Source organism: Pseudoalteromonas sp. MMG006, from assembly GCF_018101025.1.
Taxonomy (GTDB): Bacteria; Pseudomonadota; Gammaproteobacteria; order Enterobacterales; family Alteromonadaceae; genus Pseudoalteromonas.
Map to the genome: position 1 here is coordinate 38,708 of NZ_JAGJEJ010000015.1, position 25,628 is coordinate 64,335.

General features: G+C 39.7%; 21 protein-coding genes, 6 tRNA genes and 1 other RNA gene. 6 read left to right on the forward strand and 22 right to left on the reverse strand.

Going from position 1 to position 25,628, the window contains the following annotated elements; all coding sequences use genetic code 11:
* Positions 1 to 4 precede the first annotated feature (4 nt).
* From J8L73_RS14015 to rpsF, 6 genes are all read right to left on the reverse strand, one after another.
* Positions 5 to 481: a hypothetical protein gene (locus tag J8L73_RS14015; protein WP_211000717.1), complete on the reverse strand. Its 477-nt coding sequence runs from the start codon at positions 479 to 481 to the stop codon at positions 5 to 7.
* On the reverse strand, positions 474 to 1,022 hold the full coding sequence (locus J8L73_RS14020; protein WP_211017983.1) for an RNA polymerase sigma factor: 549 nt from the start codon (positions 1,020 to 1,022) through the stop codon (positions 474 to 476). Before J8L73_RS14020 ends, J8L73_RS14015 begins: the two co-directional genes overlap by 8 nt.
* A gap of 186 nt (positions 1,023 to 1,208) precedes the next feature.
* Positions 1,209 to 1,661: a 50S ribosomal protein L9 gene (gene rplI, locus J8L73_RS14025; RefSeq protein WP_058548074.1), complete on the reverse strand. Its 453-nt coding sequence runs from the start codon at positions 1,659 to 1,661 to the stop codon at positions 1,209 to 1,211.
* A gap of 35 nt (positions 1,662 to 1,696) precedes the next feature.
* Complete coding sequence (gene rpsR, locus J8L73_RS14030) at positions 1,697 to 1,924, reverse strand: 30S ribosomal protein S18 (protein WP_002962753.1); 228 nt, start codon at positions 1,922 to 1,924, stop codon at positions 1,697 to 1,699.
* Between the two features lie 12 nt (positions 1,925 to 1,936).
* Positions 1,937 to 2,254: a primosomal replication protein N gene (gene priB, locus J8L73_RS14035; RefSeq protein ID WP_211017985.1), complete on the reverse strand. Its 318-nt coding sequence runs from the start codon at positions 2,252 to 2,254 to the stop codon at positions 1,937 to 1,939.
* 43 nt (positions 2,255 to 2,297) lie between these two features.
* A complete protein-coding gene (gene rpsF, locus J8L73_RS14040; protein WP_004588455.1) occupies positions 2,298 to 2,639 on the reverse strand; it encodes a 30S ribosomal protein S6 in 342 nt (113 codons plus the stop codon).
* Between the two features lie 374 nt (positions 2,640 to 3,013).
* On the opposite strand from rpsF, the gene J8L73_RS14045 reads away from it, so the two are divergent.
* Positions 3,014 to 4,213: an alpha/beta hydrolase-fold protein gene (locus J8L73_RS14045; RefSeq protein ID WP_211017987.1), complete on the forward strand. Its 1,200-nt coding sequence runs from the start codon at positions 3,014 to 3,016 to the stop codon at positions 4,211 to 4,213.
* 198 nt (positions 4,214 to 4,411) lie between these two features.
* Here the strand turns inward: J8L73_RS14045 and J8L73_RS14050 are convergent, their stop codons facing one another.
* The 5 genes from J8L73_RS14050 to J8L73_RS14070 all read right to left on the reverse strand — a co-directional run bounded on the left by J8L73_RS14050 (position 4,412) and on the right by J8L73_RS14070 (position 9,745).
* Positions 4,412 to 5,338: a hypothetical protein gene (locus J8L73_RS14050; RefSeq protein ID WP_211017989.1), complete on the reverse strand. Its 927-nt coding sequence runs from the start codon at positions 5,336 to 5,338 to the stop codon at positions 4,412 to 4,414.
* 117 nt (positions 5,339 to 5,455) lie between these two features.
* Positions 5,456 to 6,622, reverse strand: coding sequence for an FAD-dependent monooxygenase (locus tag J8L73_RS14055; RefSeq protein ID WP_211017991.1), 1,167 nt, complete (start codon positions 6,620 to 6,622; stop codon positions 5,456 to 5,458).
* Positions 6,619 to 7,806 (reverse strand): 2-octaprenyl-6-methoxyphenyl hydroxylase, encoded by a 1,188-nt coding sequence (ubiH, locus tag J8L73_RS14060; protein WP_211017992.1) that lies wholly within the window; start codon positions 7,804 to 7,806, stop codon positions 6,619 to 6,621. The genes J8L73_RS14055 and ubiH overlap by 4 nt, the downstream gene beginning before the upstream one ends.
* A gap of 14 nt (positions 7,807 to 7,820) precedes the next feature.
* The gene (gene pepP / locus J8L73_RS14065) at positions 7,821 to 9,143 is read right to left on the reverse strand and encodes a Xaa-Pro aminopeptidase (RefSeq protein WP_211017994.1); all 1,323 of its coding nucleotides are present in this window, start codon (positions 9,141 to 9,143) and stop codon (positions 7,821 to 7,823) included.
* 38 nt (positions 9,144 to 9,181) lie between these two features.
* Positions 9,182 to 9,745, reverse strand: coding sequence for a UPF0149 family protein (locus tag J8L73_RS14070; protein ID WP_149593990.1), 564 nt, complete (start codon positions 9,743 to 9,745; stop codon positions 9,182 to 9,184).
* A gap of 193 nt (positions 9,746 to 9,938) precedes the next feature.
* On the opposite strand from J8L73_RS14070, the gene ssrS reads away from it, so the two are divergent.
* Positions 9,939 to 10,121: non-coding RNA, 6S RNA (ssrS, locus tag J8L73_RS14075), on the forward strand.
* A gap of 138 nt (positions 10,122 to 10,259) precedes the next feature.
* On the opposite strand, the gene J8L73_RS14080 is transcribed toward ssrS, so the two are convergent.
* The 9 genes from J8L73_RS14080 to J8L73_RS14120 all read right to left on the reverse strand — a co-directional run bounded on the left by J8L73_RS14080 (position 10,260) and on the right by J8L73_RS14120 (position 17,133).
* Entirely contained in the window at positions 10,260 to 13,343 is a 3,084-nt protein-coding gene (locus J8L73_RS14080; RefSeq protein ID WP_211017996.1) for an efflux RND transporter permease subunit, read from the reverse strand.
* A complete protein-coding gene (locus tag J8L73_RS14085) occupies positions 13,340 to 14,659 on the reverse strand; it encodes an efflux RND transporter periplasmic adaptor subunit (RefSeq protein ID WP_211017998.1) in 1,320 nt (439 codons plus the stop codon). The genes J8L73_RS14080 and J8L73_RS14085 overlap by 4 nt, the downstream gene beginning before the upstream one ends.
* A complete protein-coding gene (locus tag J8L73_RS14090; RefSeq protein WP_211018000.1) occupies positions 14,649 to 16,064 on the reverse strand; it encodes a TolC family protein in 1,416 nt (471 codons plus the stop codon). Before J8L73_RS14090 ends, J8L73_RS14085 begins: the two co-directional genes overlap by 11 nt.
* Before the next feature lie 286 nt (positions 16,065 to 16,350).
* Positions 16,351 to 16,426, reverse strand: a tRNA-Thr gene (locus tag J8L73_RS14095).
* A gap of 102 nt (positions 16,427 to 16,528) precedes the next feature.
* Positions 16,529 to 16,604 (reverse strand) — tRNA-Phe (locus tag J8L73_RS14100).
* A gap of 50 nt (positions 16,605 to 16,654) precedes the next feature.
* Positions 16,655 to 16,730, reverse strand: a tRNA-Thr gene (locus J8L73_RS14105).
* A 57-nt stretch (positions 16,731 to 16,787) separates the two neighbouring features.
* Positions 16,788 to 16,863 (reverse strand) — tRNA-Phe (locus J8L73_RS14110).
* Between the two features lie 46 nt (positions 16,864 to 16,909).
* Positions 16,910 to 16,985: transfer RNA gene (locus J8L73_RS14115), tRNA-Thr, on the reverse strand.
* A 72-nt stretch (positions 16,986 to 17,057) separates the two neighbouring features.
* A tRNA-Phe gene (locus J8L73_RS14120) sits at positions 17,058 to 17,133 on the reverse strand.
* Positions 17,134 to 17,473: 340 nt separating this feature from the next.
* Here J8L73_RS14120 and J8L73_RS14125 point away from each other — a divergent pair.
* Positions 17,474 to 20,251, forward strand: coding sequence for an ATP-binding protein (locus J8L73_RS14125; protein WP_211018002.1), 2,778 nt, complete (start codon positions 17,474 to 17,476; stop codon positions 20,249 to 20,251).
* Between the two features lie 64 nt (positions 20,252 to 20,315).
* On the opposite strand, the gene J8L73_RS14130 is transcribed toward J8L73_RS14125, so the two are convergent.
* Both J8L73_RS14130 and mutY read right to left on the reverse strand, forming a co-directional pair.
* On the reverse strand, positions 20,316 to 20,588 hold the full coding sequence (locus J8L73_RS14130; RefSeq protein WP_004587535.1) for an oxidative damage protection protein: 273 nt from the start codon (positions 20,586 to 20,588) through the stop codon (positions 20,316 to 20,318).
* Positions 20,589 to 20,620: 32 nt separating this feature from the next.
* Positions 20,621 to 21,682, reverse strand: a complete 1,062-nt coding sequence (gene mutY, locus J8L73_RS14135; RefSeq protein ID WP_211018004.1) for an A/G-specific adenine glycosylase — start codon at positions 21,680 to 21,682, stop codon at positions 20,621 to 20,623.
* 161 nt (positions 21,683 to 21,843) lie between these two features.
* On the opposite strand from mutY, the gene trmB reads away from it, so the two are divergent.
* The 3 genes from trmB to J8L73_RS14150 all read left to right on the forward strand — a co-directional run bounded on the left by trmB (position 21,844) and on the right by J8L73_RS14150 (position 25,391).
* Positions 21,844 to 22,569 (forward strand): tRNA (guanosine(46)-N7)-methyltransferase TrmB, encoded by a 726-nt coding sequence (trmB, locus tag J8L73_RS14140; RefSeq protein WP_211000784.1) that lies wholly within the window; start codon positions 21,844 to 21,846, stop codon positions 22,567 to 22,569.
* Between the two features lie 39 nt (positions 22,570 to 22,608).
* Positions 22,609 to 23,634 carry a methyltransferase gene (locus J8L73_RS14145; protein ID WP_211018006.1) on the forward strand — a complete coding sequence of 342 codons (1,026 nt, stop codon included), beginning with the start codon at positions 22,609 to 22,611 and terminating at the stop codon, positions 23,632 to 23,634.
* A gap of 152 nt (positions 23,635 to 23,786) precedes the next feature.
* Complete coding sequence (locus J8L73_RS14150) at positions 23,787 to 25,391, forward strand: HAMP domain-containing sensor histidine kinase (RefSeq protein WP_211018008.1); 1,605 nt, start codon at positions 23,787 to 23,789, stop codon at positions 25,389 to 25,391.
* The last annotated feature ends 237 nt before the right edge of the window (positions 25,392 to 25,628 follow it).

Genomic DNA, 25,628 nt, shown 5'->3' on the forward strand with positions numbered 1-25,628 from the left:
TCCCCTATATTTGCTGCCAACGCGGTGCATGCACCTTGTTTATTAAATCGAGTTGCTGCTGATAAACTTGTGCCAGCATAGTCAGTAACGCTTGGTTTTGAGGCTCGTTTTCAAGCGCTTGTTTAATTGCTTGCTCCGCTTCTTCCAGTTCTTGTAGTTGTGCCTGCCAGTTATTGGTAAGTGCATCTTGGTTTTTATACTGCACTAATAAACTTTGCTTTTGCGCTTTAAAATAATCGCTCATAACCATTACTTGGCTTGGCTCGTTATTGTTTATAAGCATATTTACAGCAAGCAATGCGGCCACACTACAAGCAGCAATAGCCGTTAATTTTGGCCACAATGATTTATTATTTGCACTTGGCTTTGCCGTCACTATGGCGTGCTCAACTCCCGCCCAAAGCGGTTTATTAGGTGCTATGTCTTTATTTAAATTATTTAAAGACTCATTTAAGTAGTCATCAAAATTTTGCTTACTCATACTCGTACCACTCTTGTAATAACTGCCTTGCACGATGATATTGCGATTTACTAGACCCTACAGCCATGCCTAATTGCTTAGCTATTTCTTCGTGGCGGTAGCCTTCAATAGCATATAAAACAAAAACCATGCGGGCACGCTCTGGTAAGCGAACAATTAATTTATCTAACCCGTTTAAACCTTTACAACTTTGTGCGCTTTGCTCATCCATGCCGCTTTGTTCAATACTTACTACTTTGTTTAACCAGCTTTTGTGCTTGCGTACATAACTAATCGCCACGTTACTTGCCACACTGTATAACCAAGTAGAAAACTGAGAACGCCCGTCAAACTGCGCTATTTTGTGCCACACCAGCACAAACACCTCTTGGGCAGCATCTTCAGCGTGCGCTTCATCGGCCAATAAGCGCAAACATAAACCGTAAACACGTTTTATGTGCAGCTCATATAACGCTTTGTATGCGCCCTGGTCACCCGATTTAACTCGCTCAATTAATGCAGCTTCGCACATGGGCGCGTTTTCGGGTTTAACGTGTAACATCCGTGATATCGCCTTTTAGTTATTTTTATGTTTTTAGTTTATTGATTAGTAAGACGCAAAGACAGACAAAAAAGGTTTAAACAAATAATAAAAATATTTATTTGGGGTGATTTAGAAAGCGTTTAGAGGAATTTTAGACACAAAAAAGCCGCGCTAAAAGCACGGCTTTTTGGGCTTAATTAAAAATTAAGCTTCAGCAATAACGATTACTTTAATAGTAGCTGTTACGTCTGAATGTACTGCGATTGCAACGTCAAATTCGCCAGTCTCACGGATAGTACCTAGAGGTAAACGAACTTCTGATTTAGCAACTTCAACACCAACAGCTGAGATAGCGTCAGCGATGTCACGAGTACCGATTGAACCGAATAACTTACCTTCGTCACCAGCTTTAGATACTAAAGTAACTTCAGCTAATGCTTCTAGTTTGTCAGCGCGTGCTTGTGCAGCAACTAACTGTTCAGCGATTTTCGCTTCAAGTTCTGCGCGACGTGCGTCAAAAGTTTCAATGTTAGCTTTAGTCGCAGGAACTGCCTTACCTTGCGGGAAAAGGAAGTTACGTGCGAAACCAGATTTAACTACAACCTGTTCACCTAGGCTACCTAGGTTAGCGATCTTATCTAGTAGAATAACTTGCATGTTTCTACACCTTTTAAAAACTGTTAATCCGCTGCTTACTTATGTAAGTCAGTGTATGGAAGAAGGGCTAAGTAGCGAGCACGCTTAATAGCAGTTGCTAGCTGGCGCTGGTATTTAGCGCTAGTACCTGTAATACGGCTAGGTACGATTTTGCCACTTTCTGTAACATAGTTTCTAAGAGTAGCTAGATCTTTGTAATCGATTTGTTGTACGCCTTCCGCTTTAAAGCGGCAGAACTTACGACGTCTGAAATAACGTGCCATGAGATTAATTCCTCAAATAATTCTTTCTATATGCTGAGCATGCAAAACCAATTGGCTAAGGCCGTTACGACCTTCGTGGCGATTTAAAAAACCACTCACTTGCAATGCCTGCCCAACGTGCAAATGTTGAGTCTGTTGTTGCATTTGCTTACCACTGGCAACAACCTGAAGCCTAACGTAACTATTACGGTTAAGATCTGCCTCGGTTTGCATCGATTTATGTTCTACAACAAAAATACAATGCTGTATGCCTGCAGGGCTTTGGCTAAACTTGGGTGTTTTACAAACAACCCCCGATATAACCAGCTGATTCATATATGGGCTAACCATTACACTAACTGCTGACTACGTGCCATGCTAGGACTCAAAACAATTAAGCAGCTGGTGCTTCTTTCTTCTCTTCTCTTGCAAGAGGAGACGCTTCAGTTACAGCGTTTTTAGTACGCATAACTAAGTTACGAAGCACTGCATCGTTGTAGCGGAAAGTAGTTTCTAGCTCGCTGATTACTTCAGTAGGTGCTTCAACGTTCATAAGAACATAATGAGCTTTATGAAGCTTGTTGATTGGGTAAGCCAGTTGACGACGGCCCCAGTCTTCAAGACGGTGAATAGTACCACCAGCTTCAGTGATAGAACCAGTATAACGTTCGATCATACCAGATACTTGCTCACTCTGATCAGGGTGAACCATGAATACGATTTCGTAATGACGCATGGATATTCCTTACGGTTAATAGAGCCTTCTACCGTTTCGGCCGGTCGGTTTAAGGCAAGGAATTAATAGTTTAAAAGCCGAAATGAGCGCGCATTTTACGCTTAGATTGATAATTAAGCAAGCAGGTTTTTTAAGCTTTAATAGATAAGTTTATAGAGGAAAATATTACCAGCTGCGCTAGTCGCGCCTAAAAGCGGTGCACCCACCGAAAAAGTCAGTGCAAAGTGCAATAGCCTTTAAAAATACCAAATCTTTTCGCATAAAAACGTAGGGTTTTATTAAGTAAGCCTTAAACCTGCCCCTAAAATATAAACATTTACTCAAACCTAAAGGCGTGCAATTATTAAGCAACACATTATTAAATAAGGATATTTATGAAGCTCTTACTCTCGCTTGTATTAGCACTTACTTTTAGTACACCTTTTTTAAGCCACGCAGACACCTCTACAACCGACATAACCGTTGGTAAAAAAGTTATTCTACAATCAAAAATACTTAACGAAGACAGGCCAATAAGAATTTTCATACCTGAAACCGTAAAAGACGATCAGCCGCTTTATGTTATTTATTTACTTGATGGTGTTGAGCACTTTCATACAGCCTCTGGTGTAGTTAAATCCCTTGTTGATTACGAGCAAATACCTAATGCAATGCTTGTTGGTGTTGATACAACCTACCGCGTGCGTGACTACTTACCTAAAGTAGAAGGTGAGCCAAAAACTGAATTTCAAACCTTTGTAAAAAATAAATGGCCCGATGCTGGGCAAACCGACAATTTTTTAAAGTTTGTGTCTAACGAACTCATGCCCTACATAAATAGCAATTACTCAACTAACGGCTACAACACCTTAATTGGTCACTCTAATGCAGGTACATTAGCGCTTTATACTTTAGTTAATCAGCCGGAATTATTTAACAACTACATAGCTATTAGCCCAAATAGTTGGTGGAGTGATGAAGAGTTAAAAAATAATATTATTAAATACGCTAAAAATCCTAAAGGCGCTCAATCGTTATTTATTAGTGTAGCAAGTGAAGGATCACGCTTTTATACTGGTGTATTAAATACGTTAGTCAATTTAGAACAACAAATGCCTACGCAGCTAAAATGGGAGTATAAGCATTACCCTACTTTTTCTCATATGGGCACCATACTACCAGCACTTAGCGATAGCCTAATTACCTTATTTAGTGACCTAATATTCAAAGTGACTGACGAGCACGGAAAGTTTGCTGATGTATCCCTTATTACTGGTTACTACCAAGCATTGAGTGATAAGTACGGTTTTGAGCTTAAAATTCCACAAGACGTTTATGTAGAATTTGCCCATAGCCAGCAAAAATTTGGTAACACTAAAAAAGCGATAACTACGCTAAAACAATTTACGCGTGATTACCCTAATGCCGCTTACTCCCACATGCGATTGTCACAAGGCTACACTGCTGACAAACAATTTAAAGAGGCCGTCACTAGTATGAAATACGCACTAAAGCTTGCTAAACAAAACTCGCGAGATCCCATGTTAATTGATGCACTCAAAGATATGGTGAATGAAGCACAAGAGAATTTGTAGCTGATTTAACGCAAAGCGCTTTTTAGCTAACGATAGTAATTACGAGCTCCGCTCGTCGCGTCAGCAAGCTGTACGCCTACAGGTAAAATTAAGCGCAGTGTTAAACTTTACACGTAGACGCTGAGCTTGCTCGCGTGAAAAGCGAAGCTTTTAAATCTAACAGGTAATCAAAGTTTTCATTTTGCGCATTAAAAACAGTTAATTACTGCTAGGACGGCCTTTATTAATTAATCCTATTAGATAAAAATCCGGCTTATATACTTCTAAAAGGTTATTGTCATAAAAGTCGCGTATGCATTCTTTCAAAAATTCACTTTCTGTAACCTTTGACAAAGTTTTGTATCTAGATTGATAGAAAATGAAAAGCCCCTTTAAAGCTAGGTTTCCACCTAGCGACTTAACTAACTCTTTATATAGGAGTAATCGAAGTTTTTTGTCTGTAACGGAGGAGATAAACTCAAAAATATTTATAAAGTCTCTATCAAAACTTTTCAGGAAGGTATTATCCGATAAATAGATAAGCGCTATCATTTTATTATAGATGGTTTTAATCAAATCCCTCCCATCATTAGATAAAATAACAAATTGAAATGCTTGAAACTCTTTACAATGATTTCGACTACCACAAGCCAATAGATGTTCGAAAACGTCCACACCATATTGAGCCTCAAGATCATCTTGATTAATCAGTTTAGGGTCTTTTATGAGGTAACTAAAATCAGATAGCTTAGATCTAAAAATACACTGATTCACATCTTTGTTCTTTGATGGAATATCTTTTACGTTATTGTTTTGCAATGACTCTATAAACATAGGCAGGGTTTCTTTTACCTTATCAAAAAGTAAAACGTCAGTTTGAGTTTTCATAAGTGTTCTGGTTTCTGATAATTCTTTTTTACTCGTCTGCCACGTTTTATATACAAGAAAAATACTCGTAATTAAGAGTGTAGGCTGAAGCATATTATTCAGATAAGTGGCAGTATCAACCCAATTAGAAAAGTTTTTATTATTTATTAAATCAATTCCAAAAGTTGCGATATAGAGCCCGATAATAGCTATACAAGAGACTACCAACAGACAGAAAAGTAGGAAATTTGAGGTGTTATATTTAAATTTTTTTTTCATTAATCTTCCTGATTACCTTATTACTATCCATAAAAATACTAATAGCTGAAAGCTGACAGCTAAAAACTGACCACTTTACTTTCTCGTTGGGTTTCGCTTCGCTCTATCCAACCTACGTTACTTGCCTATCGCTTCTTTGGCGAACAAGTGCTTGATTGGGCCTAGGTTATCAACGAGTGACAGCCCGACTCCACGAATCAGCTTTTTAACCGGATTTGTACCTTCAAATAGCTCTTTGAGTCCTTGCATCATGGCTATGTGCTTTTGCGCGTCGAGCTTGCGGGTGCGCTCGTAATCGCGAAGTGTACGGGTACTTGCAAATTCTTTACTATCCCGTGTTAAAAGCTCAATTAAATAAGCGGCATCTTTTAGGCCTAAGTTCATACCCAGTCCTGCTAGCGGGTGAATGGTGTGCGCTGCATCGCCCATTAAGAGCACTTTGCCGTCAACCCATTGCTGGGCGTAGCGCATTTTAAGTGGAAATGCAGCGCGTTTACTTTGCACTTCACACAGGCCGCATTGGCCATCTATGGCAGCCATTACGGCTTTATTAAAGGCGGTGTCGTCCATTGCTAGCAACTCATCACAGTGGTTAGGGCTGGTAGACCATACAATAGAGTGGGTGTTGGCATCGCTTAGTGGTAAAAATGCCAGTGGCCCAGTTGGTAAAAACACTTGGCGCGCGGTGCTTGCATGTGGCTCTTTAGTTTTAACCGTAGCAACTAGCGCGTGGTGGTCGTAATCTTTAAAGCTGAGCGCCATATTAAATTGTTTACGAATAGCCGAATTTGCGCCATCGGCCGCCACCAGCAGCTTAGCAATAATTGGCTCGCCGCTTTTAAGGGTTATAAATACGTCGGACTCACTTTGGTGTATTTGTTGATACTCAGTATCAAACATGAGTGTGGCACTTGGTTGTTGCTCTAGCTCTTTTATAAGCGCAAAACGAATAATATCGTTCTCTACTATATGGCCTAAATTATCAAGCTCAAGTTGCTCGTTATTAAAGGCTATTTTGCCAAAGCTGTCGGCGTCGCGTACATCCATATGCGTATAGGCACACGCTCGCTCTGCTATTATGTGTGGCCACACGTTTAATTGCTCAAACAAGGCTTGGCTTGCTATGCTCAACGCACTTACGCGCAAGGCGTATTCATCAGTTGGGGGCGCTTGATTTGGCGCGGCATCTAACACCACAACACTTACATTGGCTTTTGCCAGCCCTAAAGCGAGAGTTAAGCCTACGCAGCCACCACCCACTATACAAACCTGTGCTTGCTTCATAAATGCCTACCTTGTTTAACTTGCCCCATTAGCTGCTTTGCCAAGGGTGCTTTTAATGCGGGAAATAAATCCATTGAGAAAAGCCCAATGCTGCGCCCAAGCGCCAATACCCGTGACGAGTTTGAAAAAAGCCTAACCAGTGCATCGGTTAAACTCATTACGGTGTTTATATCGCTACTGCGCTTTTGTGAATACTCACGGGTAAACGCATAGCTGCCTAATTCGTTTTTACTCGTTGCAATTAAATCACTCAGTACTTGTACATCACGTAGGCCTAAATTAAAGCCCTGCCCTGCAATAGGGTGAATAGCATGTGCGGCATTACCAATTACTACTGTACGATGCGCCGTTAATGATTCTGCTTGCCCATAAACCAGCGGGTAGCTTGTGCGTGTGCCCACTTTTGTAAATTGCCCTGCTCGGTAACCAAATGCACGTTGTAGCGCATTTAAAAAGTCGCTTTCATTTAAGGCGGTATGCTGCTCAACTTGCTGCTTTGTCATACACCACACTAATGAGTAACGGTTATTGCTCATTGGTAAAAGCGCCATAGGCCCGTACTTGGTAAACCGCTCGTAGGCATGGTTGTTATGCCCGTCTGCTACTTCAACATTAGCTATAATAGCGCCTTGCTCATAGGGCTGAGTATTAAAGTGTAAACCAAGTAATTTGCGGGTTGGAGAGTGTGCACCATCGGCAATAACAAGTAGCTTAGTATTTAATTGCTCGCCGCTTTGTAGAGTAATTTCGTTATTGTTTAGGTTTTGCTTAATAGTGCTTACGCTATCGGGGCAATAAAGTGAAATGCTCGCCTGTGTTAATCGCTGATAGAGTGCTCGACCAAACGGGTTTACTTCAACTACATAACCTAATGAGGGCTTAGCAAATTCGTCGCAATTAATATGTGCTTTACCAAAGTGACCACGATCCGACACGCTTACTTTTTTTATTGCAGCAGTATACGATGCGGTTTTATCGAACAAATTTAAGCGCTGTAAATACTCAACCGATTGCTGAGCAAGCGCTATGCTTCTGTCATCAAAGCTTGGGTGGTAATCGCCCGTTACTTGATTTGCTTCTACTACCGCAATAGTGAGTGAAGGGTTTGTTTTAGCAATACTTAGCGCGCAACTAGCTCCTGCAAGCCCACCCCCAATAACTACAACATCAAACTGCTTAGCCACTTTACTCTCCAAGCTTATGCGCTTTTAGCGCTTTGCATAAGTGCTTCAATATCGTTTATGGTTTTAGGTACGCTTTGAGTTAAGTTTTCGTGCCCCGACTCGGTGACAAGTAAGTTATCTTCAATACGAATACCTATACCTTTGTATTGCTGCGGTGCGTTTGAATCTTCACTTATATAAAGCCCTGGCTCTATAGTGAGTACCATACCCGGCTCAAATGCACGCTCAACGTTATTTACTTTGTAATCGCCAACATCGTGAACGTCTAAACCAAGCCAATGCCCAAGCCCGTGCATGTAATATTCTTTGCATGCCCCTGTTACCATTAGCTCGTCAAAGTCGCCGGTTAAAATACCGAGTTCGATTAAACCTTGAGTCATTACTTCCATTGCACGTTTATTAGCGTGCGACATAAACCCGCCGGGTTTAACCTCTTCAAAAGCCACTGCTTGCGCCTTAAGTACAATGTTATAAAGCGCGGCTTGCGGCTCGCTAAATTGCCCATTTACAGGGAAGGTACGCGTAATATCTGCAGCGTAGCCTTGTAGCTCACAGCCAGAGTCAATTAATACTAGGTCGCCCGCTTTTAACACATCGCTATTTTGCGTGTAGTGCAAAATATTAGCGTTATCGCCACTGCCAACAATGGTGCCATAAGCTGGGTGCGGCGCACCGTTCATTGCATAATGATGATGCAGCTCTGCTTCTAGCTGAAACTCAGTAGCACCGGGGTGCGAATAGCGCATAGCGCGCATGTGCCCACGAGCACTTATTTCACAGCCTTCACGCATAATGTTTACTTCGCTTGGCGATTTAAACAAACGCATCTCATGAATAAGACCACGTATTTCTTTTAAAGTACCTGGTGCTTTAAGGCCTTTTCGCGCACCACTTCTAAGCGTACCTAATAAAGAAAACACTTTGGTATCAAATGAAGGATAAGCGCCTTGTGCAAAATAAATTGCATCTTTTTCATTGAGCATAGTTACTAGCTTATCGTTTAACTCACTTAGTGGGTAAGCTTCATCAAACAAGTAGTCGCTTTTAGCTTTATCAAAACCTATTCTGCGGCCATGCCAAATTTCGGCTAGTTTATCTTTATCAAGGCAAAAGAGCGTACTAGGTATATCGCTATTATTACTAAGCACTAAAACAGCATCGGGTTCATTAAAACCGGTTAAGTAAAAAAAGTCACTATCTTGTCTAAAAGCATATTCAGTGTCGCGGCTGCGGGTTACTTCACGGGCGGCAGGAATAATTGCCACACTGTTTGCATCCATTTGTGCAAGTAAGCGCTCGCGACGTGCTTTAAATTCTGACTTATCTATTTCAACCATTATTTACCAACCCGTTTTGCTGTTTTAAAAGTGAATGTTTAATGCAGAGTTTTTTTAGTTGTTTGTGCTTTTTGCTCTTTACCTAGCTCTGCAAAGCAAAGCAGTGCCGACACACGCACGTACTCAATCACTTCATGAAGCGCATTACTGTCTTCTTCGGTTTCTTCAAAGGTGGTATCTAGACGAGTGATCTCGCTAAAATCACTAATAACCTCTTTAACATCTGCCGATAGCTTACCGTAATCTTTTTGCTTTAAACCAAAGCCAAGCATAAAGCCTGCAACCCATGATACGAGGCCATTTGCCTGATCGATGAGTGTTTCGTCGTCACTTGGTAAAAATAAATCAAACGCAAAGGCTTCATCGTTAAAGCTTGCAACTACTTGTTTATAAATAGTGCCAAAAAATTGCTTTAAATCGTTACTAAACGATTCACCATCGTTAAATACGTCGCTTAATAAGCCTAAGTATTCTTTGTCATCAATACTCAACCCACATGCTAATAAGCCACTAATAACGCCGTGGGCTTCTGCAGGTGATACAAAAATTTCATTTTTTTCTAAAAGCAGCTGGGCTTTTTCGTAATCTGGTAAATCGCTCATGTTTATATCTTCACTTTGCTAGTTAAACCAATGCTACCACTCGATAAAAAGCAACTCCAATTAATTGTATGATCAAGCTCAAAAACCATGCGATAAAGTAAATGATGAGTTAAAGCTGTGGGAAAACTAAGCGAACGGTTTAATTTTTTACGTTTAGGGTTTAAGGATTGGATTATGTCTTATATACTTAAATTGTTCCCTGGGGTACCGGAGCTTGGTTAAGTCCCTGAGCCGATAAATTTTATACCAGGATTTTTGTTCGTCTACTATTGTGCAAGCTCGGCATGTACCGAGAAGCCTACGGTAGACCGCAGATTTCCGCCCTGAAACCTTCTGGTTTCAGGACTGAAACCGGGTACCGTATCTTGGGGAACACCTTCTTATTTTTATACTCCCTCTTATTACTTATTCATTTTTTTTGCTACACCTTCGTACATTATTTTTATAATTTTTGGCAAAAAAAAGCTGCAAGCAATTTCTTACTTACAGCTAAATTTTAAATGCTTACGCTTATTTACTTAAACCAACCCTGAAACCGCTCCATCAGCATATAGTTTATTGGTACTAGTAATAACGTAATAAAGGTCGCAAAAATAATCCCAAACCCAAGACTTACCGCCATTGGAATTAAAAATTGTGCTTGCGTTGCCTTTTCAAATAACAGCGGCATTAAGCCTATAAATGTAGTTAAACTGGTTAGCATTACTGGGCGAAAGCGTGATGCACCAGCAGCCTTAACCGCATCAATTATAGCACCACCTTCACTGCGTTTTTTATTAATAAAATCAACTAAAACCAGCGAGTCATTTACCACCACACCAATGAGTGCAAGCATACCTAGCAAACTCATGATGGTTAAATCCATGCCCATGATCCAATGCCCAACCACGGCACCAATCATTCCAAATGGTATAACGCTCATTACAATAATTGGCTGCATGTACGATTTAAGCGGTATAGCTAGTAATGCATAAATTATAAAGAACACGAAGATGAGCGCCCAGCCAAGTGAGCCAAACGACTCTCTTTGCTCTTTAGCTTCGCCTTCGAGCTTGTAATCAACACCAGGGTATTGCTGCATTAAACCATCTAAATACTCAGTTAAATCTGCCTGAAGTACCGTCATGTTGGTATTATCTTTTTCAATATCAGCGGTAATATTTAAAGTACGGTAGCGGTCTATACGGTTTATTGTTGAAGGGCTTTGCCCTGCACTTAGCGTCGCTACATGTGATAACGGTACTGAGCCACCTGAGGGGGTATCTATTAGTATGTTTTTCAAATCAGCAACTGAGCGACGTTCATCAATAGGTAAGCGCACCATTACACGTACATCATCGCGACCACGTTGAATACGCTGTACCTGCGAGCCATAAAACGAGCTGCGTACCTGCCCTGCTACATCGGATCTATTTAATCCAAGCGCTAAACCTTGATCGGTAAGCTCTATGCGTAACTCTTCTTTACCATCAGACATACTATCTGCAATATCAAATACCGTTGGGTAAGTCGCCAAGCGTGTTTTAATATGATCAGCTACATCTTGCAAAATAGTTAACGAGGTACCGCTTAGCTGCACATCTATTGGATCTGAACTTCGTCCTATTTCAGCTCTGAACGTGAGACTTTCTGCCCCTGGTATAATCCCAATTAAGTCACGCCACTCACTTGCAAGCTCACTTGAACCTATGTCTGATTCGCGCTCTTCAGCAGGTGTAATTTCAAAGCGCACAGAGCCTGAATTAGAAACGCCTCCACGCCCGCCAGTTGTTGCTAATATATTTAAAATAACGCTCTCGCCGGTATCTGGGTCGCGGTATTTTTCTTGTAATTGCTGCGCTTTTTGCGACATATCAATCACGTATTTATTAGTCACTTCAAACGGAGTACCGGTAGGTAGCGTCAGCTCTACTTTTATCGTTTCGCTTGGAATACGCGGGAAAAACACAAACTTTGTCCAACCGCTGGTGATCATCGTTAATATGATACAAAACACGCCGATAAATAAGCTAACTGATGCCAACTTATGACGTAGCGCTAAATTTAATATTGGTTGGTAATACTTCAAGATAGCGTTTTCAAATCCATCTGCAAAACGCTGTTGAAGAACATCAAATTTTGAAGGCTTGCTTTGTTCATGACGCAGTTTTATATATTTTAAATGCGCCGGTAATACAAATTTAGATTCAATCAGTGAGAATAGTAATACCGGAATAACCACTACTGGAATTTGAGCAAATAAGGCACCTCGCGCCCCTTCAATAAAAGCTAAAGGTAGGAATGCGGCAACGGTTGTTAATACACCAAAAGTAACGGGGGTTGCGACCTCTTGAGTACCCATAATGGCAGCTTGTTCGCCAGACTTGGCTGTTTTTAAGTGGGTATAGACGTTTTCGCCGGTGACTATGGCGTCGTCCACCACGATGCCCAGTACCAATATAAAGCCAAATAAGCTCATAATATTAAGTGTTACGCCAAATATCGGCATAGCAATAAATGCCCCCATAAACGATACGGGAATACCAATAAACACCCAAAATGCAATGGCCGGGCGCAAAAATAAAGTAAGTAAAGCAAGAACTAAAATACCGCCTTGTAGCGCATTAGTCGTTAAGGTTGAAATACGGCTTTTAACAAGCTCTGAGTCGTCATCCCAATAGCTTAGCTCAAAGCCTTGAGGGAGTGAACTTTGCTCCTCTTTAATATAATTTTTTACATCATCCGCAACTGCAATCGCGCTTTGTGGACCAATTCGATACACATCAATAAAGGCCGCTTGCTTACCATTAAAGCGAGTACGCACTGGGGTTTCTTCAAAGTCATCTTTGATTAATGCAATATCCCCTAGACGAATAATGGTGCCATCTGCTTGGTTTTTTACCACAATGCTGGCAAATTCATCTTTACGATAAGCTTGCCCTTTAGAGCTAATAAGTACATCTCCCCCTTGCGTTTTTAAGTTACCGGCAGAAATATCTTTGCTCGAATTAGCGACAGCGCTAGATATTTCTGCAAGGCTTAAATCGTACTGACGAAGGGTATCTTGGCTTACTTCTATAGCAATTTCGTAATCACGAACACCACTTAGCTCTACTTGCGTTACGTTGGGCAGACGCAAAATATCATCGCGAACTTTTTCGGCGTATTCAAGGGTTTCTTTTTCGCCATAAACACTTGATACAGTAACAGCAATTACATCTCTAATTCGCTCAGCAAGAGCCACTACAGGCTTTTCAGCATCAGCGGGAAAGGTATTAATGGCATCTACGCGACTTTTTATATCAGCGAGTAATTCACGAGGGTCGTAGCCGCTTTCTACTTCGATAGTAACAGAACCAGACCCTTCTGATGAGCGACTAAATATTTGTTTAATGCCCTCTAAGTCTTGTACTGCTTCTTCTATACGTATAGTCACCCCTTGCTCTACATCTTCTGGTGTTGAGCCCAATAAGCTTACATTTACGCTTATCATATCAGTTTCAAAAGACGGAAAAACTTCAAGCGGTATCTTATTTGATAAACTAAAAAGCCCCGACAATAATAATGTTACTAATAATAAATTGGCAGCAACATGGTTTTTAGTAAACCAAGCTATCATGGTCTGCCTCCTTGTTTTTCAGCGCGGCGTTTTTTCATTAACTCTTCAACGCTAATACCCAACTCTTTTGCTTTTTCCTCAAGCTGCTCTGGTGACATGCGTTTTCCTCTGCCTTGCCCCTGCGCACTTTTTCCTTTGGTTTGCTCTGCATTTTGCTCACCTAAAATACTCACTTGAGTACCTGAACTCACTTGTCCAAGTGGTGTTAGCACCAATTTATCGCCCGCAGTTAGGCCTGTGTTGATCATTGCCTGTGTTGCGTTTTGCCAAGCAAGCGTGATGTCTTTGCGTTTAAGTACACCCTCTTGCACTATGTAAACGTAAGTGCCTTGGTAAATGGTGCTATTAGGAATTATAAGTGCATTAGACACTGTTTTACCTGTAATTTGCGCCTTTATGTATTGTCCTATTTTTATAGGATATTGATTATTAGCTGTCGCTTTGTATGGGTCATCAATTTTAGCAACAACATAAAGTTGCTGTGCATTTTCATCTATAGCCCCTTCAGTGCGTGTAAGCTGCCCTTGCCATTGCTGCTCCCCTACTAAATCAGAGGTAAACTCAACGAAAGAACCGGCTTGGTTTTTAGCGCCATCACGGTACTGCTCTGGTAAATTAACAAATGACAAATCTTTATTTTTAATAGGTAGGCGGATCTCAACACTGTCGATTGCATAAATTGTGGCAAGTTGCGTGTTATTACTCACCACTTGCCCTAAGTCAACACTGCGACTAAGTATACGTCCAGCGTAAGGCGCTGTTACTTTTGTACGCTCTAAATCAAGCTGTGCTTTTTCAAGTGCAGCCTGCGCTGACAAAACTTCTGCCTCAGCGGCTGCTAATTGTGGTTCACGTAGCACTAAGCTACTTGCTTTTTCAGAGCCACCTAAACGCTGCCAATCAGTTATGGCTTGCTGTCCTCGGGCTTTTTCTTCAAGTAAGCTTTGCTCTGCACTTAATAAATTAGCTTGCGCCGACTTTACTTCAGCTTGGTGATCTCTATCATCTAACTTTAAAAGTACATCGCCTTTTTCAAAAAAACCGCCTTCTCTAAAGTCATCGCTTACGTCAATTATTTGCCCCGAAGCCTGGGCTACCAATAAGCTTTGCGTACGCGGTTTTACCGTGCCATAGCTGTCTATCATAATTTGATAGTTTTGCGGTTTTAGCTCAAGTGCTGAAACACTTATTATTGCTTTAGGTGGCTTACCTGAACGTTTAGCTTGTGGTGGATTACCTTTAATAAACATAACAATTAATAAAGTCGCCACGATAACTACGGCAGGGATTAAGATTTTTGCAGTTTTAGTTTTCATCGTTATTGCTCTTTAGTTCACTTGAGGGTTTTGCAAAATCACCACCAAGGGCAATGTGTAAGTTAATTCTGTTAGCTATTAATTGATTTTTAATTTCAATTAAAGAACTTTGCGCGTCAAAAGAACGGTCTTGAGCATCAAGTACCGTTGTATAAGTCACCAAGCCACTTTGATATTGCTCAAACGAAAGCTGCTCTGCTGCGAGGGCGTTTTCTTGTGCCTCTAGTGTGCTTGTATATTGAGCTTTGAGGGACTGCTGCTGCGAAATTGCATTTTCAACATCGCCAAAAGCGTCATAAAGCGTTTGTAAATAAAGCTGCTCTTGCTTTTGTGTATTAAGACGCGCTATTTCTTCATTTGCTTCTAAGCGCCCACCTTCAAAAAGTGGCGCTGAAATACTGCCGAGTAAAGACCAAGCAAGGCTTGAAGGAGAAAATAAATCGCTCACTCTGTCAGTGCTATCACTCAAAGAAGCTGCTAAATTTAAACTAGGAAAACGCAGTTTGTGTGCATAAGCTAAAGCTGCGTCGGTAGCTAAAAGCTCATACCAGCTAGCACGTAATGTGGGTTTGCGCGTTATAAGTTCTGATGGTAAACCTAAAGGTATATCGGTATTAATAACGGGTAAGTCACTATTAGTGCTAATAGCACCTTTTGGATATTCACCTAGCAGGCGTTCTAGAATACGCGATGAAGCCGCTAAATTGGCTTGCTGCGTCGCTATGCGAGTGCGCTCAGTGTTAAGCTCGTTTCGAGCAAGGTACACATCAAGTGCCTCATTAATACCCTGACGATAGCCTGATTCGATTATTTCTAGGCTTTGTTGGGCGTTTTCTTCTCTGCGTTTAAATAGATCTAGCAACTGCTGCGCTGAAACGACATCAAACCAACTGGTAACAACATCTGCGACCAGTTGCTGCTTAGCTTGCTCAAAGCGTGCTTGTTGAGCTAAATAGTTAAGATTAGCCTCACGCTTAGAATCAGACAGTTTACCCCATAAATCAACTTCATAAGTTAAATCTAAACTGACTGAGCTTGCGTTATCGTAACTAACAGGACGATTATCTTTACTTCGACTTGTGCGAGCAGATAAATCTAGGCTTGGCCAAAGTGCTGCGCCAGATACTATTAGCTGCTGCTTTTGAATTTCAACATCATAACTTGTTTGTAAAAGTTGCTGGTTGTTTGTAAGCGCTTGTTTTACAAACTTATCAAGCGTAGGGTTTTGTAACTGTGTAAGCCAATCGTTTTTCACTGCTAATACTGAATTTGATGCTTTTTGTTGCCACTGTTTTGGCACATCATCGGGCTGTTCTAAACGCTGAGACGAGTTTAAACTACTCGCACAGCCGCTGAGCAGCATCACGCTAATTGCCAATAAAGTTGGCTTGTATTGCCAAATCATATTTAAACCTAAATTACTGCCATTTATGAATGTAATTCAAGCACTTTGGCAAATTTTGCTCAACTTACTTTACATAACATTACATACGTTGCGACGAACTAACATAATAGCCAGTTATACGGTAAAAGTGAGGGGGGGTCAGGTTTATTTACTAAAAGTTGAACTACAGATACAAAAAAGCCCCGCAATAAGCGAGGCTTTAAATGAATAGTATCGACTAACCGAGTCGACAGATAACTTAAACAGACTACTGATTACAGTATGCTCTTCAAATTACTAAATTAAATGGTGCCGACTAACCGAGTCGAACGGTTGACCTACTGATTACAAGTCAGTTGCTCTACCAGCTGAGCTAAGTCGGCACACTAAACTGTGTGCTAAGGCACGATCAATTTTAAAGATTGAGAACTTTTTGTAGCACTATTTAAAAAAAAACCTTGCTAATAAGCAAGGTTTTCAATAAATGGTGCCTCGACCCGGAATCGAACCAGGGACACGAGGATTTTCAATCCTCTGCTCTACCAACTGAGCTATCGAGGCACATAAACTGTGCTAGTTAACTATTAAAAATAACAATTAACTTAAATAAATGGTGCCGACTAACCGAGTCGAACGGTTGACCTACTGATTACAAGTCAGTTGCTCTACCAGCTGAGCTAAGTCGGCACACTAAACTGTGTGCTAAGGCACGTTCAATTTTGAAGATTGATAACTTAAAGTAAATGGTGCCTCGACGCGGAATCGAACCACGGACACGAGGATTTTCAATCCTCTGCTCTACCGACTGAGCTATCGAGGCACATAAACTGTGCGACTAAAAGTAAAATAACTTTTAATTTTATAAATGGTGCCGACTAACCGAGTCGAACGGTTGACCTACTGATTACAAGTCAGTTGCTCTACCAGCTGAGCTAAGTCGGCACACTAAACTGTGTGCTAAGGCACGCGTAATAATGTTTAGGTTATTGATTAAACACTACTACTTTAAATAAATGGTGCCTCGACCCGGAATCGAACCAGGGACACGAGGATTTTCAATCCTCTGCTCTACCAACTGAGCTATCGAGGCACTTAAACAGTGCATATTAAAAACATCAAAACATTTTTAATACAACTCCCACCAAGCTCTATCGACTGAGCTATCTGGGCGTGCGGCGTATTAAACGAGTTTTGCCCTTACAAGTCAACTTTTTTTTTACTCTTTATAGTTGTTTGAACGGTTTTCAAGCAACCAAAGGCTTTTTTATAAATTTATGTTTATTAATCCATCAAATAAAGTGAGAAATCTCTCATATAATCAATTAAACCAGACTAAAAACGTAGTGAATTATTTTTTGTAAATGTTACGATTACACAGATGATACGGTAAAGGGCTTACCGTAGTTAAATATTCAAACTGGGAACATTCCATGCAGAGTAAATTCTCTTCACCGGTAAAAGGTTTATTACCTCTTTTTTTAATCATTAATATGGCCGTAACAACGCTCGCCATTATTGCTCACTCATTTTACACGCAAACTAAAGTTTCCCCTTATCAAGCAGAGCCATCTATAAATATTGCGACACTTGCAAACAGGCTCAACCTACCAATGGTTGATGCGCTTACCATGTATGGACAAGGCAAAGTAAAACAGTTACTTGATTTAACATCCCTATTAGGTGATGATTTTGAATACACTTTATATCGCTTTAATACCAACTCAGAAACCCAGCTTGTATATAGCAGCAGTAAGCCCGCCATCGATTTTATTAAATCCGACCAACACTTGGTTGAGCAAGGCACCATACACCATTTGTTAATGCTAAACAATCAAGCGATTGGTGAACTTATCATTAAACAAAAATTAGTCGCGGCGCCGCTAAGCGCTCAAGACTCCCAAGTTGTTGCTTATATTATTGCTATAACAGCTGTAGCCGCGTTATTTATACTTGCTTTAGTTTTTAATATGTACGTAAATAATCGATTGCGAAAAAGTAGTGAATCACTTAATCAAGAATTACAAGCAATTACTGAAAATGGCAATTACGACAGCAGTATTAATGAGCAATTAGATATTGGCTTGGGTGTAGTTGCAAAGCACGTTAATTTACTACTGCAAAAAGTTCAAACTGCAATGAATGAAAATGATGCTGCACAGAAAGAGCTTTATAAACTACAAAATGGACTGGAAGCGGAGGTTCAAAACCGCACTTTAGCACTCGAGCAAGCAACCTTAAAGGCTGAGCGAGCTAGCGAAACTAAAACAACCTTTCTAGCCACAATGAGTCACGAAATAAGGACACCGATGAATGGTGTTATAGGGACTATTGATTTATTGCGCCAGACTGAGCTTGATGGTGCGCAGCATCGCTTAAGTACTATTATTCGTGAATCAGCATTTTCGCTATTAAGCATTTTGGACGACATTTTAGATTTTTCTAAAATCGAGGCTGGTAAACTAAATATAGACACTACCCCATTCTCAGTGACTGACACTATTGAAGAAGTAGCTAAAGTGCTCTCTTCAATTGCTAAAAAACGAAAGCTTGATTTAGAACTATCAATAGCGCCAGATATTCCGACAAACCTTACCGGAGATAGCGTACGCGTGCGTCAGGTACTTTATAATCTCTGTAGTAATGCAATTAAATTTACAAGTACCGACGAGAATACTCAAGGCCATGTAAAAATATCAGCTGAGGTTGCTCATAATACTGCCGAGCACTTTACCTTACGCTTTTGCGTAACTGACAATGGAAAAGGCATGTCTCAATCGCAGCTACGCGAAATATTTAACCCATTTATACAAGCCGAAAACTCAATTACCAGAGAATATGGCGGCACAGGTTTAGGCCTCTCGATTTGTAAAAGTTTAACTGAGCTTATGCTTGGTACAATCCATGTAACAAGCCACGAAGGTATTGGTAGTGAGTTTACCGTCGAGTTGCCATTTAGTATATCGGGCAAAATAATGTACGCACACAAAGGTACACTCACCGACAAGCGAATTATTGTTGTGAGCAACCACCTTGAACGTGAAAAAGTAATGTATCGCTACTTATCGTTTATGGGAGCTAAAATTAGCTATGTCCACAGCGAAGCTGAAATTGAAGAACACCAGCACTCCCAAGATATTATTTGGGTAGCTGACGGAATAGACAATATGGATAAAATAAACGCATTGCTTAGGCGTTTACTTTATTCACTAGAGGATTATAACCAACAAGTGGTGGTGTTGAGTAAGCTTGATGAAGCGGCCATAAACCATAAAAGTATTTTTTACATTAATGCTTCGCCGCTGTGTAAGTCTAACTTTATGCTTTCTATTTTGGTGGCAGCTGGCCTGCATACGCCAAAACAAATTAAAAAAACCAAAACACTCAATAACTACTTAAACATCGAGCAAGCCCGTAAATCTAATAAATTGATTTTGCTAGTTGAAGATAATCTCTTAAATCAACAAGTATTAACCGACCAACTACATATCCTCGGTTTTGGCGTTGAGATAGCTAACAACGGTGAAGAAGGTTTAGATATGTGGAGAAAGGGTGACTACTCCCTAATTTTAACCGACCTACATATGCCAAAAATGTCGGGCTACGATATGGTTGAAAAAATTCGTAACGAGGCCGAGTTATTAGAATCTATAGATGCACAACCTTATATTATTGCCGTTACCGCAAACGCGCTTAAAGGCGAAAAAGAGCGCTGTTTAGCCGTTGGTATTAATGATTTTATAACTAAACCCATTGAACTTAACGCCCTAGAAGATACTTTAAAGCGCTGGAGTGATAAGCAACACCACGATGTAGTTATTCACCAAACAACAGCGCTGCCTATCGATATGGAAGCCGTTAATAAATATGTCAATGGTGATAAGGCTAAGCAAATACGTTTTTTCAAAATGTATCTAGAGCAAAGTCAGGGGTTAATTAAAAATATAAACTCAGGTGTCATGGTTAATGACTTAAGTGAGATCATTGATAGCTGTCATCAATTAAAATCGATTTCTAAGACAATTGGTGCGCAAATGGTGGCAGAGCTTTCAAGCGCATTTGAAGATAAGTGTGAAGAAGGTGAGCTAAGCACTGATGAGTTAATCGACCTACGTGATAAGCTTGAAATTGAATACTCCAAAGCAGCTCAATTTTTAAAAGAGCAAGTAAGAACCGCTGAAGATGAACAAGAGAACGAGCTGACTTATTAACGCTAGTAAGCTAAGTTGATAATAAAAAAGGGCTAAGCAGCCCTTTTTTTAATGTACTTAAAAATCACTTTTCAGGCGGTCTATAGCCTTCAATTTCAACATCTTTGTCTTCAAACAAGAAACCTACCATTTGCTCTTCTAAAAATGTGCGGTGCTCAGGGTCCATCATGTTTAGATGTTTTTCATTGATAAGCATTGTTTGCTTATGTTGCCACTGGCCCCATGCTTCTTTAGAGATATTGTTAAAGATTTTCTCGCCAAGCTCACCTGGGTATAACTGAAAACCAAGCCCTTCGGCCTCTTTTTGTAACTTCTGACAAAATACTGTACGTGCCATAATTGAATCCTTAAGCGCTAAATGCTAATAGTTTAACCTATCGGGCTAATTTGTTTAACCAACTTTTTAGTGGGGGCTGCTAAGCCCACCTCCACAGATTGATCAAGTGGATACCATACTAATTGTTTATCGTTTACTACATCTGGGATTTGTTTAACATTAAGCACATACGGATTAATCGTTAACTCAAAGTGTGAAAAAACATGCGTAAAAGGCTCAAGAGCATCAAGGTCAGCATTAATGCCTTGCTCAGCTACAAACTGCTCAAGATCGCTGAATTCGTTAAATTCAAAAAAGCCAAACAAACCTCCCCAAATGCCACTACTAGGGCGTTTTTCCATTAAGACTTTTTCATCGCACTTAATAATCAGTTGATGGCAGCTTTTTTTAGGGATTACTTTTTTTGGTTTAGAATGCGGAAACTCTTTTACTTTACCTGCATTAAAAGCACTACAACCAGAGTTTAGCGGGCAAGCTTGGCAATCAAAACGACTACGCGAGCAAAGACTTGATCCTAAGTCCATCATGGCTTGGTTAAATTCAGTTACGCTATTTTTAGGTGTAAGCTGATTAGATAAATGCCACAACTGATTTTCTACTTTTTTAACGCCATACCAACCTTCAACCATAAAATAACGTGCCAAAACACGCTTAACATTACCATCTAAAATGGGGTGATGTTGCCCAAGCGAAAGCGATAGCACAGCACCTGCTGTAGAGCGCCCTATTCCTGGTAAGTCCATTACCTCATCAAGCGTTTGCGGAAACTCACCATGGTATTTATCTCGTACTATTTTTGCAGTTTTATGTAAGTTACGTGCACGGGCGTAATAGCCCAAGCCTGTCCAATGATGTAGTACTAAATCTTCGTCAGCATCAGCTAAAGCAACAATATCAGGAAAGCTTGCCATAAACTTTTCAAAATATGGGATTACAGTAACAACTTGAGTTTGCTGAAGCATCACCTCAGACACCCAAACTTTATAAGGGGTTTTACCTAATTGCCATGGTAATGTTTTACGCCCATGGAGGTGATACCAATCAACTACTTGGCTAGCAAACCAATCAGACTGCTTTTTATCTAAATCTAACATATTACGCTTTTACTCATGCTCAATGGCGGCTCAGTCTATTGTAGTTAATAAAAAGATCAAGCTATGTGGGCTGTATAATACGCTAATACTTGTGATTGACGCCTTGGTCAGGGATAATACGCAACCATTTTTAAACACATTGTTTTTGTCAGGCCAATAATATGAGTGAATCAAGTAACAACAACCTTGAGCAAGCTAAGCAAGAAGGTAAGTATATCCGCACTATTCGTAGTTTTGTTAAACGCGAAGGCCGATTAACCAAGGGCCAAGCTGCCGCTATAGAAAAGTGTTGGCCAACTATGGGCCTTGAGCACAAAAATGGCTTACTTGATTTAACCCAAGTGTTTGGCAACAGCAACGATGTGGTACTAGAAATTGGTTTTGGTATGGGCAAATCACTTGTTGAAATGGCAAAAAATGCACCACACCTTAACTTTATTGGCATAGAAGTACACCGCCCGGGCGTTGGCGCATGTTTAATGGATGCCGATGAAGCTGGCGTAACTAATTTACGCGTGTTTGAACACGACGCAGTAGAGGTGCTTGCTGATTGCTTAAGCGATGAGAGCCTAACTACATTGCAATTATTCTTCCCAGATCCATGGCATAAAAAGCGTCATCATAAGCGCCGTATTGTACAAACTGAATTTGCTGAAAAACTACGTTCTAAATTAAAAATAGGCGGTGTTTTTCATATGGCTACTGATTGGGAAAACTACGCTGAGCATATGCTAGAAGTAATGCAAGCAGCGCCTGGTTATAAAAACCAATCAGAGACTAACGATTACGTGCCACGTCCTGATTTACGCCCACTTACCAAATTTGAGCAACGCGGTCACAGATTAGGCCACGGCGTTTGGGATTTAATGTTTGAGCGTACTAAGTAACTAATTTATTAATCAACAACTAAAAAGGCTAAGCCATTTATGAGCGTATTAACCAACCCAAGTTTGCTGCTGCTTCGAAATAGTGAAGAGTTAACGGGTAAATCAATCTTGGTGGTCAACTTTGTTCAAGATGGCTTTTTAAGTGAACTTAAAGCACTTAATCCGCAAAGCACTATTACCGCCTTTAGCTACAACCATGCTAATGGTGATTTTGCTAAAAACATTAGCGGCATTGATGTACTTATTAACCATACTATTAGCAACAAAGATTATGATTTAGTTATTCTTTATTACCCTAAATCTAAACCAGAATTATTAATGGCGTTAGATAATATTCGTGCAGTAATAGCTAAAGACGCTGAGTTACTCGTCGTTGGCGAGAACAAAAGTGGTGTAAAATCAATTGAAAAACAATTAGCAGGTAAAGCCGCCTTTAGTAATAAGATAGACTCTGCTAAACACTGTGTACTTTATTCTTTTAGCGATATTGAGCTAAATGCACGTTTTGATATAAGCACTTACCACAAGCAGTTTACTATTGATGTTGCCAACACTTCTTTTACCGCTATTAGCGTACCGGGGGTATTTAATCACGGCGGATTAGATGCCGGTACAAAAATGCTACTTGAAAACGCTCCAATAACTAAACAGGGGAAAGTGCTTGATTTTGGTTGTGGCGCTGGCTTAATTGCCACCTATTTAGGCCTACAAAACCCAGCGCTTGAATTTGTGTGTTCAGACGTAAGTGCTTTAGCCACTTATGCCACAGAGCAAACACTTAAGCTCAATAATATTAAAGGTGAGGCTATATTAAGTGACGGCCTTAAAAATATTACTGGCAAGTTTGATTTAATAGTAAGTAACCCACCGTTTCATACTGGGATTGCAACAGATTACACAATAGCAGAAACTTTTTTAGCAAATGCAAAACAGCATTTAACTAAATCAGGAAAACTGAATATAGTAGCCAATAGCTTTTTAAAATACCCACCAATTTTAGAAACTCAGTTTGAAAATTATCAAACGGTGTTTAAAAACAATAAATTTGCGGTTTATAGCAGCTAATTTGGTTTCGTGGATTACTTGGGCACTAAAAGTGCTCAAGTTAACTTTCGAATAAACATAAGAATTAATTTAGTTTTTTTCCTTCCTTTTTTGCTGTCTTTGCTAAACTAAAACTCTAAATAATTAATTTTGATTCAGGCCGTATTGAAATAATGCCTAAAAAAGTTCACCAAAGTAGCATCCGCAAAGCACTAATAAATTTAATTATGCTTATAACAGCTATTTGTTTGTCGTTATCTATATCTATATCGACATACTTAAGCGTTAAGGAGCAGAAACAGTTAATTATTAACAAACTGGTGATTCTTTCAGAAATAGTCGCTTTTGATGCTGGTGACTCAGTAGCAAGAGATGATCGTAACACTGAAGAAAAACGCCTTAAATCATTCGACAATATCCCTTTAGTCAAAAACATTCATATTTATTCGATTGAAAAAACCTCTCAAAAACCCATTTTTTTTATAAGCTTTAATGCCAAAAAAACGCCCCCGGTACCATTAAGAATAGACAGTGTAAATGAGCTATCTACGCCAAAAGTAACCAGCAAACACATAGAAATTACACGGCCTATTTATAATAACGAAGAACTAATTGGCTATGTATATATGCGAGGTAGTTTAGAAAGCTTAGAAGTATACATTGAGCAAAAGATACTCATTGATATATTACTCACGCTATTAATACTGGTCGTTGTGTACTTTATAGCAGCAAAAATTCAGCGAAAAATTGCAAGCCCGATAGAGCAATTAAGCATGCTATTGCAAGATGTATCAAAAAATCATAACTATGATGCTCGCGCCCCTATCACTGATGTAAAAGAAATTACAACGCTTTCTAATAGTTTAAATATCATGCTGACACGCACTAAAAAACAACTAGAGCGACATGAAAAAGACAAACAAGAAATAAAACAATTAAACCAAAGCCTTGAAGAAAAAGTAAGCCAACGTACTATTGCCCTTAGAGAGGCAAATCAAGAACTGCTTTCAACTCTTGAGCGAATGCATCAATATCAAACACAAATTGTTGAAAACGAAAAAATGGCATCCCTAGGGCAAATGGTTGCAGGTGTAGCTCACGAAGTTAACACTCCTATAGGACTCGGCATTACGGGCTCAACTCTATTACGCGATAAATTAGCTGATATACAACAAAGCTTTAATGACAAAAAGCTCACTTCAAATCATTTAAAACGCTTTATAGATGAGGGTATCGAAAACCTAGATTTAATCTATCGAAACCTAAACCGCGCAGCGGATCTAATTTCAAACTTTAAAAAAGTAGCAGTTATTCAAGATGACGGCGTTAATACTCACATCAATGTACATAAGTTAATAAGTGATGTTTTAACGTCGATTCAATCAGAATTACTTCCTAAAAAACCTGTCGTTATTATCAACTGCCCTACTGATTTGGCCATTCAAAGTAAATCTGAGCCATTACAACAGATATTTCAGCAGCTACTTATAAACTCTGTAATTCATGGGTTTGTAGGGAAAGAAAACAATGAAATTCGTTTTGATGTAGAGCTAGTAGGAAAAAAATTAACTATTGTTTACTCTGACAATGGGCAAGGCGTTGATAAAAATATTAAAAACAGAATATTCGATCCATTTGTTACTTCCAAACGCGGACAGGGTGCTAGCGGCCTAGGTATGCACTTAGTCTATAACCTAGTAACACAAGCACTTGGTGGCAGAATTATGTTTGATATTGAAGAAAAGCACGGTACTCGATTTATAATTACAATTCCTTAAATAAAGATCGGTTAAATCTGCATTTATTTAAAAATGATCCTTGAATTAGTATTTTATGACCTCATCTAGAATGCATGTGGTAACCGAGTAGCATTATTTAATTACATTAAATAAATATTACCAAGCAAATTATGAACTTTATTGGCTTTGGTGTATCACATACATTGATGAAAGGTTAGAAAATGATATAATTTCGCTTTGAATTAGTCTGATTATTTTAAGTACCTTGTTTGATTG